This window comes from Idiomarina baltica OS145 (assembly GCF_000152885.1).
GTDB lineage: Bacteria > Pseudomonadota > Gammaproteobacteria > Enterobacterales > Alteromonadaceae > Idiomarina > Idiomarina baltica.
Genome location: NZ_CH672407.1, coordinates 221,614 through 241,967 on the forward strand (window position 1 = coordinate 221,614; position 20,354 = coordinate 241,967).

19 protein-coding genes are annotated in these 20,354 nt (G+C 46.5%); 6 read left to right on the forward strand and 13 right to left on the reverse strand.

Annotated elements, in window-relative coordinates:
• Positions 1-42: 42 nt before the first annotated feature.
• The 10 genes from phoR to OS145_RS10170 all read right to left on the reverse strand — a co-directional run bounded on the left by phoR (position 43) and on the right by OS145_RS10170 (position 9,219).
• A complete protein-coding gene (phoR, locus tag OS145_RS10125) occupies positions 43-1,350 on the reverse strand; it encodes a phosphate regulon sensor histidine kinase PhoR (protein WP_006956339.1) in 1,308 nt (435 codons plus the stop codon).
• 9 nt (positions 1,351-1,359) lie between these two features.
• Positions 1,360-2,046 (reverse strand): phosphate regulon transcriptional regulator PhoB, encoded by a 687-nt coding sequence (phoB, locus tag OS145_RS10130; RefSeq protein ID WP_006956340.1) that lies wholly within the window; start codon positions 2,044-2,046, stop codon positions 1,360-1,362.
• A 98-nt stretch (positions 2,047-2,144) separates the two neighbouring features.
• Positions 2,145-3,074: an AEC family transporter gene (locus OS145_RS10135; protein WP_006956341.1), complete on the reverse strand. Its 930-nt coding sequence runs from the start codon at positions 3,072-3,074 to the stop codon at positions 2,145-2,147.
• Between the two features lie 68 nt (positions 3,075-3,142).
• Positions 3,143-4,045, reverse strand: a complete 903-nt coding sequence (locus OS145_RS10140; protein ID WP_242603671.1) for a porin — start codon at positions 4,043-4,045, stop codon at positions 3,143-3,145.
• Between the two features lie 174 nt (positions 4,046-4,219).
• Positions 4,220-5,485, reverse strand: coding sequence for a tetratricopeptide repeat protein (locus tag OS145_RS10145; protein ID WP_006956343.1), 1,266 nt, complete (start codon positions 5,483-5,485; stop codon positions 4,220-4,222).
• Between the two features lie 13 nt (positions 5,486-5,498).
• On the reverse strand, positions 5,499-6,101 hold the full coding sequence (locus OS145_RS10150; protein ID WP_006956344.1) for an energy transducer TonB: 603 nt from the start codon (positions 6,099-6,101) through the stop codon (positions 5,499-5,501).
• 2 nt (positions 6,102-6,103) lie between these two features.
• Positions 6,104-6,511: an ExbD/TolR family protein gene (locus OS145_RS10155; RefSeq protein WP_006956345.1), complete on the reverse strand. Its 408-nt coding sequence runs from the start codon at positions 6,509-6,511 to the stop codon at positions 6,104-6,106.
• Position 6,512: 1 nt separating this feature from the next.
• Entirely contained in the window at positions 6,513-7,043 is a 531-nt protein-coding gene (locus OS145_RS10160) for a MotA/TolQ/ExbB proton channel family protein (RefSeq protein WP_006956346.1), read from the reverse strand.
• Between the two features lie 2 nt (positions 7,044-7,045).
• The gene (locus tag OS145_RS10165; protein WP_050750007.1) at positions 7,046-8,416 is read right to left on the reverse strand and encodes a MotA/TolQ/ExbB proton channel family protein; all 1,371 of its coding nucleotides are present in this window, start codon (positions 8,414-8,416) and stop codon (positions 7,046-7,048) included.
• 17 nt (positions 8,417-8,433) lie between these two features.
• Complete coding sequence (locus OS145_RS10170) at positions 8,434-9,219, reverse strand: DUF3450 domain-containing protein (protein ID WP_006956348.1); 786 nt, start codon at positions 9,217-9,219, stop codon at positions 8,434-8,436.
• Between the two features lie 199 nt (positions 9,220-9,418).
• Between OS145_RS10170 and OS145_RS10175 the strand changes: the two genes are divergently transcribed.
• Positions 9,419-11,167, forward strand: coding sequence for a sensor histidine kinase (locus OS145_RS10175; protein ID WP_006956349.1), 1,749 nt, complete (start codon positions 9,419-9,421; stop codon positions 11,165-11,167).
• A 12-nt stretch (positions 11,168-11,179) separates the two neighbouring features.
• Positions 11,180-12,073 carry a recombination-associated protein RdgC gene (rdgC, locus tag OS145_RS10180; RefSeq protein ID WP_006956350.1) on the forward strand — a complete coding sequence of 298 codons (894 nt, stop codon included), beginning with the start codon at positions 11,180-11,182 and terminating at the stop codon, positions 12,071-12,073.
• On the opposite strand, the gene OS145_RS10185 is transcribed toward rdgC, so the two are convergent.
• Complete coding sequence (locus OS145_RS10185; protein WP_006956351.1) at positions 12,062-12,913, reverse strand: HDOD domain-containing protein; 852 nt, start codon at positions 12,911-12,913, stop codon at positions 12,062-12,064. The genes rdgC and OS145_RS10185 overlap by 12 nt on opposite strands.
• A 102-nt stretch (positions 12,914-13,015) precedes the next feature.
• Between OS145_RS10185 and OS145_RS10190 the strand changes: the two genes are divergently transcribed.
• From OS145_RS10190 to srmB, 4 genes are all read left to right on the forward strand, one after another.
• A complete protein-coding gene (locus OS145_RS10190) occupies positions 13,016-14,701 on the forward strand; it encodes a DUF8614 domain-containing protein (RefSeq protein WP_006956352.1) in 1,686 nt (561 codons plus the stop codon).
• 216 nt (positions 14,702-14,917) lie between these two features.
• Entirely contained in the window at positions 14,918-16,402 is a 1,485-nt protein-coding gene (locus OS145_RS10195; protein ID WP_006956353.1) for a SulP family inorganic anion transporter, read from the forward strand.
• A gap of 14 nt (positions 16,403-16,416) precedes the next feature.
• Positions 16,417-17,265: a universal stress protein gene (locus OS145_RS10200; RefSeq protein ID WP_006956354.1), complete on the forward strand. Its 849-nt coding sequence runs from the start codon at positions 16,417-16,419 to the stop codon at positions 17,263-17,265.
• 23 nt (positions 17,266-17,288) lie between these two features.
• Positions 17,289-18,503, forward strand: a complete 1,215-nt coding sequence (srmB, locus tag OS145_RS10205) for an ATP-dependent RNA helicase SrmB (RefSeq protein ID WP_006956355.1) — start codon at positions 17,289-17,291, stop codon at positions 18,501-18,503.
• Here srmB and OS145_RS10210 read toward each other — a convergent pair.
• Positions 18,500-18,859: a VanZ family protein gene (locus tag OS145_RS10210; RefSeq protein ID WP_242603672.1), complete on the reverse strand. Its 360-nt coding sequence runs from the start codon at positions 18,857-18,859 to the stop codon at positions 18,500-18,502. The genes srmB and OS145_RS10210 overlap by 4 nt on opposite strands.
• The gene (thiI, locus tag OS145_RS10215; protein ID WP_006956357.1) at positions 18,852-20,309 is read right to left on the reverse strand and encodes a tRNA uracil 4-sulfurtransferase ThiI; all 1,458 of its coding nucleotides are present in this window, start codon (positions 20,307-20,309) and stop codon (positions 18,852-18,854) included. The genes OS145_RS10210 and thiI overlap by 8 nt, the downstream gene beginning before the upstream one ends.
• Between the last annotated feature and the right edge of the window lie 45 nt (positions 20,310-20,354).

Sequence of the window (20,354 nt, forward strand, 5' to 3'; positions counted from 1 at the left end):
TGTGTGACAGTTTAATGACATTTATGACAAAAAAAAGTCACTTTAATGACGTTTGCCGGTGACTCTGAGTCCAGCAGGTAAACGGAACCAAAAGCGCGACCCCTTGCCCAATGCACTATTCACCTGTAGCTCACAGTTATGATGTTGCAACGCTTGTTTAACAATAGAAAGACCTAAACCGGTGCCGCCGCGCTCACTGTTTCTATCCTTGTCAACACGATAAAAGCGCTCAGTCAGCCTTGGTAAATGCTCCGAGGCAATCCCCGGCCCAGTATCTTCGACACTGAACTCAACCTCACTCCCGACCATTTGCCAAGTGACCCGAATATCACCCCCTTCTTGGTTATAACGAATGGCATTGGTAATGAGGTTTTGCATTGCGCTCCGTAACGCATCCTCTTTGCCGTAAACTTTAACGGGCGCCACATCAAAGTGAACATTAATAGATTTTGTTTTAGCTAATTTTTCCGCCTCAGTTTGCAACTGTTGTAGTAATGAAGGTGCATCCACTACCCGTTCAAAGACATCATGCGATGGTGTTTCCATGCGAGAAAGCTCAAGCAGTTGATCAATAAGCAATCGCATACGCTCACTTTGACGTTGCATCTCACCCACCGCTTTGGTCATCATTGCCGGCGGAGTCATCGCTGGGTCCTCAACCATTTCAAGATACCCTTGCAATACCGTCAGAGGTGTTTTTAGTTCGTGCGAAACATTCGCTACAAAGTCTTTACGCAGATTATCCAATTGCTTAATTTGAGTGACATCGCGTGCGACTAAGAGATATTGATCATCACTGTAAGGCATTACCCGAATCTCAATATCTAACGAGTCGCGGGCAGGTGAGGGAATTGTCAGCGCTTCTTCAAAATTACCTTTACTCAGGTAACTAAAGAATTCGGGATGACGGATTAAGTTTGATAGGCGCATACCCGCGTCATCTGGCCATTTAAGACCAAAATAGAATTGCGCGAGTTGGTTACTCCATAACAATGAGCCATCACGTCGAAACACAATGGCTGCATCTGGAAGCGCTTCGGCTGCTTCACGGAAGCGACGAAGTAACTGAGCTAACGACCGACGCCGTTGTTGGCTACGACGCTGGTTTCGGTAAATCCCGTCGTAAATGTAAGACCAACTGCCTGGCGCCGTGGGCGGCATTAAGTTACGGCTATTCCAGAGCCAATCGGTCAATTTTTGCTGATAATAATAGTGCCATATCAAAAGGCCTGCCATGGATAGCGACATCGCTTGCCAAAAGATGCCCAATATGGCACCAATAATGGCAAAAGGCACTAGATAGAGAACAAGCCCCTTAAGTGCACCAAAACTGCTGTACTCTCTATCCATAACCTTCTGTTACCGGCTTGAAAAGCGATAGCCGACGCCACGAACCGTCTGGATCAAACGATCGTAACCGTGCTCATGTAACGCTTTACGCAAGCGACGAATGTGCACATCAACGGTGCGATCTTCTACATAAACATTGGTACCCCAAACTTGATCGAGTAGCTGCTCGCGGCTGTATACACGCTCCGGATGCGTCATAAAGAAATGCAACAGTTTAAACTCTGTTGGTCCCATATCGATACTACGATCATGCGTAGAAATACGATGTGAAACAGGATCAAGCTTTAGTCCCTCTATCTCTAAAGGTTCATCCAAGACGGTCGGCGCAACGCGACGGAATACTGCGCGCATCCGTGCCATCAGTTCCTTGGGCGAGAATGGCTTTGTAATGTAGTCATCGGCACCCACTTCGAGTCCACGCACTTTGTCTTCTTCCTCGCCGCGCGCAGTGAGCATAATAATTGGAATGTTACGCGTGAAATCATCACTCTTAATTTTCTTGGCAAGCTGAATACCTGAACCGCCCGGTAGCATCCAGTCTAACAGCACCATATCGGGATAGGGCTCTGCGATTTTGGCAAGACCACTGTCATAGTCCTTAGCCTCCACGGCTTGATAACCATGTTGCTCCATAACAAAACTCAGCATTTCGCGAATAGGTGCTTCATCTTCTACTATGAGAATTCTACGCGGCATTGATTGGTTTCCTGACTTGTTAAACTATGCGACATAGTATTAACAATTATTATGACAGTTTTATTAAACTAGGTCACTTTTGTGACATTGTCACGCAGTCATGCCAACCACTGCAGTAATTGATGTAGTAACGGTAAAGTAATGAACGCCAACAAGATACCGTACCCCACCGTGGCGGCCGATAAGATCGGTGCCAAACCAGCCATGATGGCAACCGCGCCCGCCGTAATCATGGGCGGCATTGCGGCTTCAAAAATAGTGACTTGTACTAAAGTCGATTCAATGCCCGTGGTCGATGCTAATACCAATAATGTCACCGCTGGCATCACCAGTAATTTGAGCAATAAACCGACGGTGAGTGGCGTTTTGCTGCCTTTTGGCAAACGAAATTTTAGCTGGAACCCAACAGCCACCATAATGACAGGCACCAATGTCACCGCCAACGACTCAGTCAGCACCGAGAACACCTCAGGGTAAGCCATATCTTTAATTAATAGGGCGATTATCAGCGCAATGAACGGCGGAAACAGCACGATTTTCTTGATGATATCCACAATGCGCGGACGTTCTGCTGATTCCCCAGCAGCAAGCGGACGGTACAGCGCTATAATAATTGTCGAATAAATAGCTAATCCAAAGAACGAGCCAAACTGATCGTAGAGCAACCCATATACAATCGCATCACTGCCATAGAACGCCTCAATCATCGGAAAGCCAAAAAATGAGGTATTACCTAGCGGTACACAAATCAGCAGGGCACCGGTGACTTCCCGCGACCAATTAAACCAACGACTTAGCAGCAATACCATAACGGCACTCATTGCCAGCAGTAGCCACGGGGTAATAATTGGAATAATGAGATCGGAAGAAAAGTGTAAGTCAGGAATTTTGGTAAAAATAACACCGGGTAAAGCGGCGTAAATGACGTACAAGTTGAGCACTTGCGCAGTGTTATCAGGGAACTTCCCAGCGCGTTTAATCACCACACCAATCAACAAATAGATGGCAAGTACAATAAGATTCGTCATGACGTCACTCGATTATCTGGCTCAATAGATAGAGCAGCCGAAGAGTAGCTGCTCATCGCGCTTCTATCTTACCAAGAAAAATCGTGACGTACACCGATAGAAAGGTAGTCTTCTGTTATCTGCTGCTGAATATCGCGGTTACGAGCGGTGTAAAAGGCAAACAAACGTGTGTTATCACCGAGGTAGTAATCACTGCCGATAGAGATCGAATGATCTCGCTCATCATCTTTAATAACTTGATACTGAACCTTAGGCACCCAAGCGCCATAGCGTTTAGCGGCACTGACCAACACGCCCTGAGCACTGATTATGCCATCCACTGACTGGTAATCTTGAGCTGCAAAACCTAACTTGAAATCATTCACCTTAGTGGCGAAAGAGAATTGTACGATGTCAAAGCCTGCCACCTCATTATCAAATGCTAACGCGGCATAAACGTTACTCTTTTTGAGCTTTTCATCCCCGTAAATGAGGCCAAACGATTGACCGTCGTCTACACTATCTTCGTCCGAAAATACGTAGGTAAAGCCCAGTTTGAAACCTTTATAAGCGGGCGAGTAATAAGTCAGGCTATTATCAGCACGGACTTCGCCTTTGAATAGGTATTTCAGATCGGCTGTATAGTCCTTGAATTGGTCAACAGCACCTTGTGAGTCTTTCAGAAACGTATCATAGCGGCCTAACATGACGGTACCAAAATCGCTACGCAGACCCACGATTTGGTTACGATCACTAATAGAATTATCTTCATCAAAGCCAGCGAGGTCGACGCCCCACTCAAATTGATAAAAAACTTCAAGATTATTGTCGAGCGACTGACGGCCCTTCAAGCCAAAGCGGGATGAGTAGCTTTTGACTTCCGTATCATCTTGATCCGCAATATCACTGTATAGCAAGCCGATGTTGGCACGACCGTAGACGGTTAGCGCATCATTCTTATCGCCCGCGTATGCGTTTATCGAACTGCACATCAATGCTGCATACATAAAATATCGAAGCATAAAATCCACACGATTGTTTTAGTCATTAACGCAGTTTACGGTTTTTGTCGTGAACTACGCGTGAAAATGAACGTTTAGTTAAAACATCGTGTAGATTTTATTACAGTTTTCTTACTTTATGTACCTTTTATTGCAGAAGCATGACTAATTCATTGCAGTTTCGTTAACACGCGCTTGATAGTCAACTTGGCTTTTTGCATATCGTTGCCATTGCTGAGCTGCCGCCTTACTCTCTGGAAACTCAAGCGCTTTAGCAAACGCCTCGACGGCTTGTTCGTATTGACGTTGGTTGACCGCGGCCATACCTTGCAACAACCACAAGTTACCCGCATTACGTACTTCGCCTTTTTCAAGTGCCTGTTTAGCTAACGCCGTCGCACGCTGATTCTTATCCAGATTGAGTGCAACGTGTGCTGCCTGCGCTAACATTTCGCCATCTTCGCTGACTTCGTCAGCCCACAAATAGGCATCCAACGCTTGCTGATATTCACGCGCCTGCATCAAGCTTTGCGCATAAAACTTGCGATTAGCCAGGTTTGTCTCAATCTTGTTAGCGTCAAAACCGTCTTTCATGATCTTCGCCGCTTTGTACGGTAACTGATTAATATAGTAAACCTGCGCAAGATTTCGCAATTCTCCAGCCGTATCGATAAATCCTTGCTGGTTTGCAGCTTCAAGTACTGCCAGTTGCTTCTTAGTCTGATCAAGTTGACCGTAAACTCCTGCTAGTTGTAGCCAATATTCTGGTTTACTGTAGAGTTTTACCAAGCGCTCAAGCACAGCCGCCACTTGCTCAGTTTGCTTTAGTTCATAATGAATAGCTCGAGCGAGTATCAACCAATTTTCTTGAGGTGCTTTATCTTCCTTGTCAGCGGCCGCAATGGCTTTCTGAATAAATGGCAAGGATTCCGCATAACGCTCTGCTTGATACAGTGCCTGGGCTTTTAGGACCCAAGCCTTACTAAGCTCATCCGCCTTGGCCACGTTTTCCCATCGATCGAGGTAATCCAGCGTTTCTTGAAAATTCCCCTCAGTTAAGCTTAACTGAGCCAAGCTGAACAGCGTATTTTTTCTGAGCGACTCCGGAATGGGTGACTCTTGAACCACCTTTGCAAAGTAGTCAATCGCCTTGTCGACTTGTTCATTATCGTAATAAGTATAACCATAGAAGTTCCAAAGCATCGCACGTTCATAGCTATTCATACTATCCGCACGATCCTCAACCGACTTCAACGCAGCCAAGCCAGCTTGCACGCCATTATCTTCAGCTTCTTGTTGAGCACGAGCTAATTGGCTATACACTTTTTCACGCAATGCGGGTACACGCTCTGTTGTCTGAGCCAGTACAGGCTGAACGAGCGTCGTACCTACAACCCAAGCAATTACGCCACTTAATAGAAAATGTTTCATTGCTCACCTCACCTTAATTCATTTCGAAGGTCATACGGTTACGCACCCCTTCGACTTCTACCGGCTCACCGTCGATAACGCGTGGCTTATACTTAAACTTAAGTACGGCTTCCATGGCTGAGTCTTCAAATATGCCTTGAGGTTCTGCCTCGACAACAACCGGATTTTTCACTGAGCCTTGCTTGGTGACCGTAAACTCGACTACCACATAGCCCTCAATGCCACGTTGAAGTGCACGACGCGGGTAAGTTGCCTGAACCTTAACGATGGGCAAGTACTCACCATCGCTCGCTTGTAACGAGGCGCCATTGCCAATATCCGCACTGGCACTGACATCAGCGCTGAAGTCATAAGACCCCGAGCTATCTGTATCAACGTCTGAGCTCATATCGGGTTGTGGTAAATCTTCCGGTGGCTGTTCAGGTTCCGGCGGGCGTTCGGGCTTGCGCTCTTTTTCCTGCACCTGCTCAGGTTCCGGCGTACGCACGAAGTCCAAGACACTGCCCTTTACCGGCTCCGACATCGCGCCCTCACCCGAGCTAATTAATGACTGCATTAAATAGAACAGCCCGATGGTGACTGCAGCGGCAACTAATAGCGCGGCAATATATCTCATAGTTACTGCTCATCCGTTGCTACTGAGACATCGAACACACCGGCAGCTCGTGCGGCATCCATAACCTCAATCAAGGTCTTAGTGTTTGACTCTTCATCGGCCTGAATTACGACTGAGCCTTGTGGATTCTCTGCATAAAGGCGTTCGATATTCGCCTGAACCGCGCGTAAATCAATCTGACGCTTGTTAATCCACACTTCATTCGAGTCACTGATTGCAACCAAAATATTGGCGCGATTCTTTTGCACAGCTGTAGCGGCATCTGGGCGGTTAACATCAATGCCCGACTCTTTTACGAATGAGGCTGTCACAATGAAGAAGATCAACATGATAAAGACCACGTCGAGCATCGGCGTCATGTCGATAGCGCTCTCTTCTTCTTCAACTAAATTGGCAAAATGCTGTTTCATATTAGTGACGCTCCAATAAAATTCGATCTTCTAATTTCATTCGCTCGCGGCGCGTTGTACGCTGCAACCAAGTCGCGGCAAATACTCCAGATAATGCTCCAACCATTCCGGCCATGGTAGGGATAGTAGCCTTTGAGACACCCGCAGCCATCGAGCGAGCACTTCCGGTACCTGTTATGGCCATCACATCAAACACCTCGATCATGCCGGTCACGGTACCCATCAGCCCAAGCAAAGGACATAAAGCGACTAACGCTTTTATCACCGGCAAATTACCGCCCAGACCCAGCGCAACACGTGAAATCATCGCTTGGCGGATCTGCTCAGCATTCCAAGACGATTTATCGTCACGCTCTTTCCAACGCTTGCGTGCGTCTTTGACCGCTTTACGGTGGCCATTGAAAAAGTAAAAAATTCGCTCGAGTATCATCAGCCACATACTGAAGATTAGGATTCCGATGACCAGCAGGACATGCCCGCCGGCCTCGATGAAATCTCTAATCGCATTGCTGAATTCAATCAGAAATAACACGACTATTCTCCTCGCTCAGAGCGTTCAGCGATAATGCCTGATGCTTGCTCCTGCAAAATGTGGATCATGTTTTTACTGCGTGTATGCAACATTGCGAATAGCAACGTCATTGGAATCGCGACGACAAGACCAAGCACTGTGGTCACCAATGCTTGCGAGATACCACCCGCCATCATTTTCGGGTCACCGGTACCAAACAAGGTAATTGCTTGGAAGGTATTAATCATACCGGTAACCGTACCTAATAGACCCATCAACGGAGCGACAACCGAGATGATCTTAATAAACGTGAGGTTGCGGGTGATCTTCGGTACTTCGCGTAAGATGCCCTCACTCAGTTTGAGTTCGAGTGTTTCTGTATCCGCATCAGGGAACTTGTCTTTAATCAACATGACGCGACCCAACGGGTTGTCTTCTTTCGGTTGTGGCGCTTTAAGTTGGCGCTTTACTTTATTGCCAATGAGCATGAGTGATACGAATCGCTCAAGTGCAATCAATAGACCGATTAAGCCAAGCCCAAGGATGATGTAGCCCACAGTTCCACCTTGGTCCACCCGCTCTTTTAAGCTAGGCGCCTGTACCAATAACCCAAGAATCGAGCCGCCCGTCGGATCCAAACCAAATGCGACAACACCACTTGAGGCGTCTTGCAACTCTTCAGCACTCTCGGTGAAACGTCCTGCCGGTTGACGGACTAATTCAGCGATGTTGCCAGTGGTTGCGTTATATTCAAGGTACGCGCCATCTGCAACAAGGTTGAATGCCCCAACACGTAAGACATCTTCGACGTCTTTCTCACCATCAGCTTCAGTCACAGGCGCAGAGAACTCGGCAATTTTGCCTGACTCGGTCATTTCTTTTTGTAGCGCCAGCCAAACTTTCTCGATATCTTCGATAGACGCCAGTTTAGACGAGTTACTGATTTGCTCAGATAACTGCTTTAGCTCATCAGAACGGCCGGGGTACTGGGCTGAAATAACAGAGTTTTGGAAGCTACCCGCAGCATCATTGGTCACTTGCTGTAATACACCAAAGAGTTCTTTCAATGAGCCCATGCTTTGAGTCAAGGTATCTTGCAAGTTACCTAGTTGAGTCTCATTGCTTTCAAAGCGTGTCTCTAAGTCTGACGCTTGTTGCTCAAGCGCTTGACGCTGTGCGATGGCATCGCGCAACATTTGCTTTTGCTCTTGCTCCTGCTGGCGGAAACGCTCTAAGCGAGCTTTGTTTTCTTCCGACTGTGCGTATTTACCTTGCTGTAATTGCTCAAGTAACTGGTCAAGGTTGATAGGATCTTGCGGCTTAGGTGCCGCTTGCGCGCCAGCTACCAAACCTAATGTTAGTGCTGCGCTGAGTATTAACTTGATTGGTTTCATCGACATCTTGGGACTCCTTAATCGGCAGCGTTAGTTGACGCGGTTTTATTCACGACGAGCGGTAGCATCAACATATCGGGAGCGACCTGCTTACGTGCGATACGGATGGCAGTTTCAACAGCGGGACGATGAGCCTGGTCAAGTTCCATCCACTGCTTACTGTCGTTGTCCCAGATGCCGAGATGTTGTCCATCGCGCGATTTATAAATCAATGCCACACGACCTACGCGTAAGAAGGTCACGTCTTGAACTTGCCCATCAATGGAATGCTCAGCTGTATAAGCCTCAATATTGCGACCATAATCTGTCTCAATTTGATAGGCTTCCATAACACGACGGAATTTTTCAGACACGTCCACGTTCGCTTTACTCATCAAATCGCGCAGACCCGCAATGCGTTCATCACGCTCTTGCTCTAAAAAGGGCACATCGAGTTCGATAAAAGTATCTAACGCATCAACCATGCGAATCATTAATGGAGTAATCTGGCGCTCCACGTAACTGACCTGGTCAATCGACTGGTTTAAATCAGCCATCTCAACCTGTTGATCATCGATCTGATTTTGAAGTTGGTTGGTGTAAACTTGCAGACCTTCGATTTCTTTCATGATCTGCTTGTATTGCTGCATGCGTTCTTGCATGGAATCAGAAATCTTGTCTACTGTAAGCTGAGCCTCGCGTGCAGACTCATTGATATCGGTGGCGTTCTCAACGACTGGCTCTAAGGTTTTATCCTGTGCCAATGCTGAGGTTGATAGAACGCAAGCCATTGCAATGGCTGTACTTGTCGCTAGCAACTTCATATGTGACCCTTTACTTAGGTTGGTGAATTTTTAAACACCCAGATGAAAGATGCGACAACTTTAGTGATTTTTCGTGACAGCTTAATGACGTAAATATGTCAACTTTGTGACAACGATAAAGATTGCGTCTATGAGGTGAATCGATTAGTTTAATGAAAGTCTTTAAACTAGGTAAGCGGCGCTCTAATTACAACTTATTATGGCTTATAAAAGCATATCTTATTCGCTTCTCACCCGCGTTCTGTCCGTTTATTTTTTATTAACGCTAACAGTCACGGCGGTACAAATCGGTGCAGAGTACTTTGACACAAAACGTGTCCTTGTTGCGGAACTGCAAAACCAACAAAGTACCTTTAATGGATCGCTCACGCGATCGTTGTGGGAATTTAACACACCTCAAATTGAAACTATTGCTGACGGCTTGATTAGCATTCCGGCGATTGCTGGCGTACTGATAAGAGACGAAAGTGGTAAGCCTGTTATTCAAATTGGTGAAACACTACCCGTGGATGGTTTACCTGAACGCGCTTCCGAAGGCTATGTGCTACCAGAAGAAAACGGTACTTTCGGTTTTTACAACGCGCTTATTTTCGAGTTTTCTGGGCACTCGACTCGCGTTGGTGATGTCTCTTTGTTCACCACGCGCGATATTGCTATCGACCGCATCAAAATTAGTCTCGCCTTTATCGTTGGTAATGCAATCATCAAAAGTGCTTTCCTGTTGATTTTATTTGGTATTGCGTTCCAACGCATGCTTAACCAGCCGCTAAACGACCTAACGCGACAAATCAACAGCTTCCGACTGGATAACTTGGATGCTTCACGCATTAAGCTTGATGAGCGACATAACAACGAACTGGTGTTAATTGAGCAAGCTTATAATCAGCTCATCGATAATATTGAGGACTATCAAGAAGATCTAGAGCGGACACAGCATAAACTTAAGTTAGCCAACCGCCAATTAGATGAACAAAATGCAATTCTCGAGCAAGAGGTTGCGCGCAAGACATCGCGTTTAAGTCAAGTCATGTTAGACCTTGAACAGCGTAAAAATGAGTTGGAAATTCGCCAAGAGAAGCTAGAGCGAGAAATCAGTCAACGCCGGTCAATGGAGACTAATTTACGTGAGTCGAACGAGCGCCTGCAATCATCGCTTGATCACTTAAAAAATACCCAGCAACAGTTGATTGAATCAGAGAAGATGGCTTCTTTAGGAGGCTTGGTCGCGGGCATTACACACGACGTCAACACGCCGATCGGCATTAGTGTAACAGCAAATTCATTTCTCAAAGAGAAGCTCGAAAACCTTGAGCGCATGCTTAACGATAAAACGCTCACTCAAGCACAATTATCCAAGTATATTGAGGAGAGTCGCGAGAGCATTCAATTGTTAGAGAATAATCTCAACCGCGCATCAGAGTTGATTAGTAGTTTTAAACAGGTGGCGGTCGACCAAACATCGGATGCGATTCGTGATATTGACCTTAAACGCTATATCAATGATCTTGTACAATCGCTTCAGCCACAGTTAAAAAAGCACAATCATCATGTCCATATTGATTGTCAAGACAACCTCTTCGTACGCTGCGCAGCGGGTGCTCTGTCACAGATATTTACGAATCTTATAATTAACTCCATATTGCATGGCTTCGAAGGTATCAGCGAAGGCGAAATGAAGATTAAAATTCGTACCAGCACCGATGATAACGATAACGATAGACTTCATGTGGTTTACTCAGATAATGGACAGGGTATGAATCAGGAGCAGTTAGCCAAGCTATTTGACCCATTCTTTACAACCAAATTAAACCAAGGTGGGAGTGGATTAGGTACACATATCGTGCGTAACCTTGTCACACAAACATTAGATGGTGAAATCACCGCTACAAGCGAGCCAGGTCAAGGCTTAACGTACACATTTTCTTTTCCGATCATTATTTTAAAATAAAGGCGCTTAATTATGTGGTTTAAAAACGCCCGCGTATATCGTTTTAGTGACACATTCCAACTACCCGAGGACTTTGAGTCTCAGCTTGAGGCGCAAGCGTTCAAACCTTGTGGACGTCAGGATATGACCAGTTTCGGTTGGACGTCTGTATTTGGTGCTCAGAGCGATGTTCTGCACCATGCTGTTGAACAAAGCTACTTAGTGTGTGCTCAACGAGAAGAAAAAGTGCTCCCGGCGGCTGTCATTAACGCAGAGCTTGAGCAGAAGGTCCAGGCGATTCAAGACACCGAGGGTCGTCCTGTCAATGGCAAGGAAAAGAAAAACATCAAGGAAGATATTACGCACCAATTATTGCCACAAGCATTTAGTAAGTTCCGTCGAACCTGGGCCTATATTGATCTAAAACGTCAACTCGTCATTGTTGATGAATCCAGCGCTAACAAAGCGGAAGATTTACTTGGACTCCTCCGTGCCAGTCTTGGTTCGCTCCCGGTAAAACCCATCGCACTCGCAGAGTCGGCGGAAGTGGTCTTGACCGAGTGGTTGACAAAACAGTCGCTTCCCTCACGCTTTGATTTAGGTGATGAGCTTGAGCTACGTTCTCCCCAAGCTGATGGTGGCATTATTCGCTGTAAGCAAGAAGACTTAACCCGCGAGGATGTTCAGGCACACGCAACCGCCGGCAAACAGGTCGTGAAATTAGGCTTGGTTTGGAATGAGCGCATCGAATGTGTACTCGAAGCAGACTGGGCGCTTAAGCGTATTAAAGCCACCGACCAGTTACTTGACGATCAAGATGATTGGAATGATGCATCGCCTGAGCAAAAACTAGATAGCGATCTAGCGCTCGTCTCTGCCGAGTTAGGGGCCCTGCTAGATGACTTACTGAGTATGTCAGCTAAGTGATGTACGCAAAGCTTGATAACGCTTCTGGGTGGACTCGTTCTCCCAGAAGTCTTGCACGGGGATAATTTCCCGTTGCTGATATTCAGCTAAGGTCATGGCACCTTCGACGGGTTGTGAATGACCCGTCAATAGACTCGCGATGTGAACGATATCGCAATAATTTGCCACGAGCGGATCATTTAAGTCTTCGAATCGGCCGCGATTGAAAAAATACGGCACCTTTATAAGGTTCGGCGCAAATCGCCAGTGCTCGAGCACACTCACACCTAGACTCCGATCAAAATGCGTAATGGTTTGATTCAGGAACGTCGGATTGGCAAAACTATCATCAAATTCATCGGCAATTTTCAGTATTGGCGCCACACCAATGCGACATACCATCCCAGCGAGCAAAGAAACGTCTTGATGTAGCCGGTTACAGTAGCCGCGCTCATGCAGGTGCTGTGTGACGATAACTGATGCTGCGGCGATGTCACGCGACTCTCTGACAAACTTATCCGCATATTTTTTGACAATATCGTTTTGTGGATTAAAAACTTGTTCGACCGCCATGGCAACCACCAACGTTCGAATTCGTCGAAGTCCAATTCGAGTGAGTGCTTGCATCAAACTCTCTGCACGAGCGCGCCCGCTCAAGTAAGCGCTATTGGCGAGTCTGATCAAGCGCGCGCTTAATGCTGTATCATGCTGGATAATTGCGGCAAGGTCATGCAGGTTGGTATCTGGGTTGATCGTCGCTTCGCGAATACGTTCTGCTGTTTCTGGCAAACCAGGCAGTTTGAGTTGATCTCTTTGTATTCTATCCTCAATCAATAAATAAAGTGCATTGGTTGCCGTCATGACTCGTTTCCATACCTTATTGGTTACCCAACTTGCGATATTGTCCACATCGCATTAAATTATCTTAACTCATTTTACTACTATACTGACAAAGTTAAACTTATGTTAAAACAAATTTTCACCATTGCGCCATTGGTTCTTGCTTTATCGGCTTGTACAGAACAAGCAACTTCTCAGGAAACACAAGCGAACCAAACGGCAACTTCTTCAGCTCAGCAAACGTCTGAATATACCGTTGTAAAAGGTGCAGAGGATCGGTTTGGGATTTATACCGATTACACCCTGACGTCTGACATTTCGCATCTGACTGCTAATCAAAAAGACATGTTGGGATTGTTGATTGAAGCAGCCAAGATCATGGACGACCTATTCTGGCAGCAAGCATTTGCCCATGACAAACGTTCATTCTTAAGCGCAGTGCCATCGCAAGCACAGTCATTTGCTGACATTAATTATGGCCCCTGGGATCGACTCAATGGTGATAAACCCTTCTTACGTGAGTTCAGTGAGAAGCCACCTGGAGCAAACTTTTACCCTGCGGATATGAGTAAAGCGGAGTTTAACGAGCTCGATAGCGATACGAAAGATAGTGAATACACACTTATTCGACGCGACAGTGCAGGCCAACTCAAGGTCGTGCCTTATGCAGAGGCTTATGCTAATGAGTTAAAGCAGGCCGCTAAATTATTACGCCAAGCAGCCGAGCTAGCAGAGGATCCAGACTTTGCGAAATATTTGAACCTGCGCGCTGATGCCTTTTTAAGTAATGACTATCGTCCATCGGATCTTGCTTGGATGGATATGAAGAACAACGACGTCGACTTAGTAATAGGGCCGATTGAGACCTATGAAGACCAACTGTTTGGCTACAAAACAGCATTTGAAGCCTACGTACTCATAAAAGACAAGCAGTGGAGTGATCGACTTGCTAAATACGCTCAGTTTCTACCCGAGTTACAACGCGGCTTGCCTGTCGAAGATAAATACAAGCAAGAAATGCCAGGCGCGAACGCACAGCTAAATGCCTACGATGCGGTCTACTTTGCTGGTCATTCGAACGCGGGTAGCAAAACCATCGCTATTAACTTGCCAAACGATGAATACGTGCAACTTGAAAAGGGTACTCGCCGCTTACAGCTTAAAAATGCGATGCGTGCTAAGTTTGACAAGATTTTGCGCCCTATTGCAGATCAATTAATTGTTCCAGAGCAACGTGAAAATATCACTTTTGATGCGTTCTTCGCGAATACCATGTTCCACGAAGTGGCTCACGGGCTTGGTATTAAAAACACAATCAATAACAAAGGCACCGTGCGCGCTGCATTAAAAGAACATGCATCAGCACTGGAAGAAGGCAAGGCCGATATTCTGGGTCTATATATGGTGACTCAGTTGTTTGAGAAAGGTGAACTGACCACGGGCACCCTACAAGACTACTACACCACCTTCATGGCAAGTATCTTCCGCTCAGTTCGATTTGGTGCTTCTAGCGCTCATGGTAAAGCTAACATGATCCGGTTTAACTACTTTGCCAATGAGGGTGCATTTACTCGCAATGCCGATGGTCAATACGCCATCAACATGGAAAAAATGCGCGCAGCTATGACCAGTCTTTCGAAGAAAATCTTGCAATTGCAAGGTGACGGTAACTACCAAGGCGTGGGTGAGCTAGTTCAGCGCCTCGGCGTGATTAGCCCTCAGCTACAGTCCGATTTAGATAAGCTATCGGATGCGGGCATTCCAGTCGATGTTAAGTTTAATCAAGGAAAAGCCGAACTCGGACTTTAAGCTTTCGAGTGATATTCAGCGTGCGCCATGCGGCGCACGCTATCAATTTTGCCTACCGCCCTAACCCTGTGCTAGAATCCGCGCGCTTCAGTGGTTGAACTTTAACCACAGTGTCACATCCGTGTCAGTTCGCTCAACTATACTGCATGCTCCGTACATGTGACATACAAACTAGATGCATTCCATCTCACAGTATTTTTAATTTGGTAAGGTTTTATGTGGAAGTCTATCCAGGCAAACTGGTTTTCGAACTTGCGCGGTGATGTACTATCAGGTCTTGTTGTTGCTTTAGCACTGATTCCTGAGGCTATTGCTTTCTCAATTATTGCGGGCGTTGACCCGAAAATCGGGCTCTACGCGTCGTTTGCTATCGCCGTCATTATCTCTTTTACCGGCGGTCGACCTGGCATGATATCCGCTGCAACAGGGGCTATGGCGCTATTGATGGTTACGCTCGTTAAAGAGCATGGCTTACAATACCTTCTTGCAGCCACACTGCTGACGGGGGTTTTACAAATCGTCGCAGGATACTTGAAACTGGGCGAACTCATGCGCTTCGTTTCGCGTTCCGTCGTTACTGGCTTCGTTAACGCGTTAGCAATCCTCATATTCATGGCTCAATTACCTGAATTGACAAACGTCACTTGGCACGTTTACGTAATGACCCTCGCCGGTTTGGGTATTATTTACGGTTTTCCCTATATCCCTGTCATCGGACGCTTGTTACCATCTCCTTTGATCTGCATTTTATCGCTGACAGTCATTGCCATCTACTTTGGGATAGATGTACGCACAGTGGGTGATATGGGCGAACTTCCTGATACGTTACCCGTATTCCTATGGCCTGATGTACCTCTCAATTTCGAAACGCTTGCTATTATCTTTCCGTACTCATTGGGCTTAGCAGTTGTCGGTATGCTTGAGTCGCTGATGACCGCTACCATTGTTGATGACCTCACCGATACATCCAGTGATCGCAATCGTGAGTGTAAAGGCCAAGGTATCGCCAATATCGGCTCAGGACTCCTTGGTGGTATGGCCGGGTGCGCAATGATAGGGCAATCGATTATCAACGTAAAATCGGGGGGCCGCACGCGTCTTTCTACGTTTATCGCCGGTACCTTTTTGTTGATATTGATCTTGTTTTTAGATGAATGGTTAAAACAAATTCCCATGGCTGCGCTAGTGGCGGTTATGATTATGGTGTCAATTGGCACCTTTAGTTGGGATTCGATTCGAAACCTCAAACAACATCCATTGTCTACCAACATTGTGATGCTAGCGACGGTCGCAGTAGTCGTCGCGACTCACAATTTGGCACTCGGCGTATTTGTTGGCGTGTTATTAGCTTCAGTATTCTTTGCTAATAAAGTCGGCCATTATATGGCCGTCACATCGAGCTTAGATGAAGCTTCGTTCTGCCGCACTTACAAAGTTGCAGGACAAGTATTCTTTAGTTCATCAGAGAAGTTTATTGCAGCCTTTGACTTTAAAGAAGGCGTAGATAAGATTGTCATTGACCTAAGCGAAGCTCACTTCTGGGACATTACTGCTGTCAACGCACTGGATCGTGTCGTTATAAAATTTAGACGTGAAGGTGCAAAAGTCGATGTTATTGGGCTGAATAAAGCAAGTGCGACCATTGTCGACCGCTTTGGTGAACATAACCAAAGTGATACCAAAGACTTGATCGGACATTAATTAAGGTAAGTCGTATGAAACACGTTATCGCTTGTATTGATGAGTCGCGTATGGCCAATGCTGTCACGCAATACGCGACATGGTCCGCAAAGCAACTTCAAACACCACTGACGCTTTTCCATGTACTTGACGAAATGCGTTACCCAGTGAATTCGGACATGACCGGCAATATTGGCCTAGGAAGCCGAGAGTCGCTGCTCGAAGAGCTAGCCGAACTCGATGAGCGTCGTAATAAGATAGCCTTAGAGCATGGCCATCATCTGCTTGAAGCAGCGAAAAATCAAGCCGAAGAAATGGGTGCAGAAGACGTGCATGTGCGTCAGCGTCATGGTGATTTAGCTGAGTCACTGACAGCACTTGAGGATAACCTGCGACTCCTCGTCATTGGCTTACATGGAGCACAAACATGTGACAGCGATCGGCTTGGTCATCAGATTGAAACTATTGTGCGAAATATACATCGTCCAATTTTGGCCGTTCCCCCTGAGTACCATGCGCCGACGAACGTCATGTTGGCGTTTGATGGGAGTGATGTGTCACGTAAAGGCGTAAAAATGCTTGCGGAGTCACCTCTTTTTGTCGGCATGCCTATCCATGTGGTGATGGTAGGTGCCGCGACAGCCGATGCAACGGCATCGGTCGAGGCTGCCGTCAGTCATCTGCAAGAATTTCGTCATAAAGTCAGCTATGAGATCCGAGCGGGCGACGTTGAATCAACTTTGCACGATATTCAACAAGAACGTAATATCGACATGCTTGTTATGGGGGCATATAGCCACTCTAAGTTACGTCAGCTATTTATGGGTAGCACCACGTCGAGAGTGCTCTCTCGTTCGCAAATACCCGTGCTGTTACTTCGTTAATTTTATTTTTAGGAATTCAGTGAATGACGCCAGATTGGCAAGAATTAGAGCTTGATGATGCGCTCATATCAGTACTTAAAGCAGCCGGTCTTAATAAACCGGCTAAAGTCCAGCAGGCAGCGTTGCCAGCCGCAATGGATGGCCATGATCTACTGATTAGCTCGCCCACAGGTACAGGCAAAACCTTAGCGTTTTTGCTTCCTGTGCTACAACACATGATGGACTTTCCTCGCAAGCAACCGGGCGCTGCGCGCGCACTTATTTTGGCGCCAACTCGTGAGTTGGCGGAACAAATATATCAACAAGCAGAGATGTTTCGTGCGCTCACAGAGCTCTCTTCTGTCGTCGTTACTGGCGGCGTCAATTACGGTAGTCAGTTGAGCCGACTGGAGCAGAGCCATGACATAGTCATCGCAACCCCAGGCAGACTATTAGACTTATTAGAAGCCGAGCAATACGAGCTAGAAGCCGTTGAATGGTTAGTTATTGATGAAGCCGATCGTATGCTGGATATGGGCTTTAAAGGCGTTGTTAAGGACATTGCGCTGCACGCGCGTAATCGTCAACATGCAATTCTTTGTTCAGCGACGATTGAAAGTGACGGTGTGAAAGCATTCTCGCACACGCTATTAAATGAACCCGAACTTATTGAGGTCACGCCTCCTAAGCGAGAACGCGGTAAAATAATTGAACACGCATATCTTGCAGATACCGATGATCACAAGCGTCAATTGTTGATGGCGATATTAAAGCAGCATAGTGGTCGCTCGATTGTTTTTGCGCGCACCCGCGAACGAGTGCAGGCGCTAGCCAGCTTTCTCCAATCACAAGACGTACCCGTCATGTTTTTACGTGGTGACTTACCACATGCTGAACGACAACAGAAAATCATCGAATTTAAGCGTCGTGATAACGCCGTGTTAGTCGCAACTGATGTGGCTTCTCGCGGACTCGATATTGACGATATTAAATTGGTCATTAACTATGATTTGCCTAAACAGGCAGACGTTTATGTGCATAGAATAGGTCGTACTGCCCGCGCCGGTCAAAAAGGATTAGCTATTTCACTCGTAGAAGCGCATGATGCACTTCTGCTAGGAAAAATCGAACGCTACATGGAGCATCGTCTTGATAGACGTGTGATTGATGGGCTCAAGCCGCAGTATAAATTTCCATCGACAGACAAAAAGCGTGTTAAGAAGAAGAAGCAAAGTAAGAAAACAAAGAAGCGCCGTTAATCGCGGCGCTTTCGATAGAGCCACAGCAAGGTAAAGTAAGCCGTCACGCCCGCAGCATCAGCAAGCCAATCCATTACGTCAGAGCCTCGCCCTGGAATATAATACTGAATCACTTCTATCGCACAGCCATATATGAGTAGCAGTGAGCTTGCGAGTTTACCCGATAGGTCAAAGGCCTTGTGAAGGGTCACGCTCAACAGGAAAAAAGCACTAAAATGAACCCATTTATCTGCATGAGGGATCATACGGCTCGCTTCATGACTTGGAAACTGCCATAAGAACGCGATGGTGATCACAATTAATAAGCTTAAAAAAATCGCACGCGCAAACATGCGAGAACTCGTTAGGTTACTCAACGTCCTGTCCTTCATACACCGAAACGTTACTGTATCCTGCTTCCTGCAGAAGTAACGTTTGCATTTTACTCATCACACCTTGCGAACAATATAATAGATAGTGATTTGCGTCATCCAGTTTTACAAATTCTGACTGAACCTTGAAGAATGGCATTTCAATCACCTCAAAGGAGGTCGATAGCGGTTGCTCTTCAATTTCGTCAGCTGTTCGAATATCAATGATGACCTTAGGCTTATCTGTCGCTGTATGCTTTATTTGTACTTGGTCCTGTGCTGCCTTGGCAATGTCTTGCATACTAAGTACTTGGGCATTGCGAACGACTTGCTCGATAAGCGACATATCGAGCTTTGCTTCTTCTGCTAAGATAGCTCGCTCGTCGGCCTTTACGGTGGGTTTATTGGAAATAACACCACAATACTCTGGGATTGTTTTCGCTAAAGCTTCGGTTCCAATGCGCTTCGCTTGATCAACGATGGTTTGTTTGTCCGCTGTAATAAGTGGACGCAATACCAGTGTATCTGTCGCTTTATCGATGACTTGTAAGTTAGCCAACGTCTGGCTCGATACTTGTCCAATCGCTTCACCTGTGACCAACGCTTGCGCTTTTAAAAAGCCCGCAACACGCGTTGCTGCTCGTAGCATTTGACGTTTTAGAACAACTCCCATGGCACCGTTGTCGACGTGGGTCAGAATATCTTCTACGATAGGCGCGAAGTCCACGCTGATAAACTTAATGGGATGCGACTTACTGTAACGGTCCCAAAGATAATGACATATTTGCTTAACGGCGACTTCGTGCGCGTCGCCACCGAGATTAAAAAAACAAAAGTGTGTGCGCGCGCCACGACGAATGAAGTCAAAGCTCGCAACACTCGAGTCGAAGCCGCCGCTCATGAGACTCACCACGGTCTCCTGAGTAGGAATAGGAAAACCGCCCAGACCCTGCCTCCGGGTACCCACTAACTGAATATTTTGCTCAATAATTTGCAAAGTAATTTCATGCTCAGGCGCCTTTAATTGCACTTTTGCAGTCGGTTGATGCTCAAGAAGGTAGCCACCGATGTAGCGCTCCAGCTGTTGTGAAGAGAAATCATGATGCCCTTTACGCTTTACTCTGACCGCAAAGGTTTGTTGAGCGATTTTTTCTAGCCAGAACTGCGCGACCCACTCGGCAAGGATCTCGAACTCATCCAGGGGGCGCTCAACCACCTCAGCAAACCATGAAATCCCTGGCGTACAAGCCAATTTATCAATCACCGCTTGACGCACATCTTCCTCTTCTGAGGGAGTACTCACTTCGATACGGTCCCACAACCATTTTACGTAGAGACCGGCATCTATATCGGCCAACACTTTACGTAGATTATTGGTGAGTACTTTTCCGTAACGCTTACGAACTGAGCGGCTTTTGATGGTGATTTCGGCATGCAACCGTACAACGAACTTCATGGAGGCCCCAGTTTTAGCTAGTCTAAAAACCGATCATTATACGAT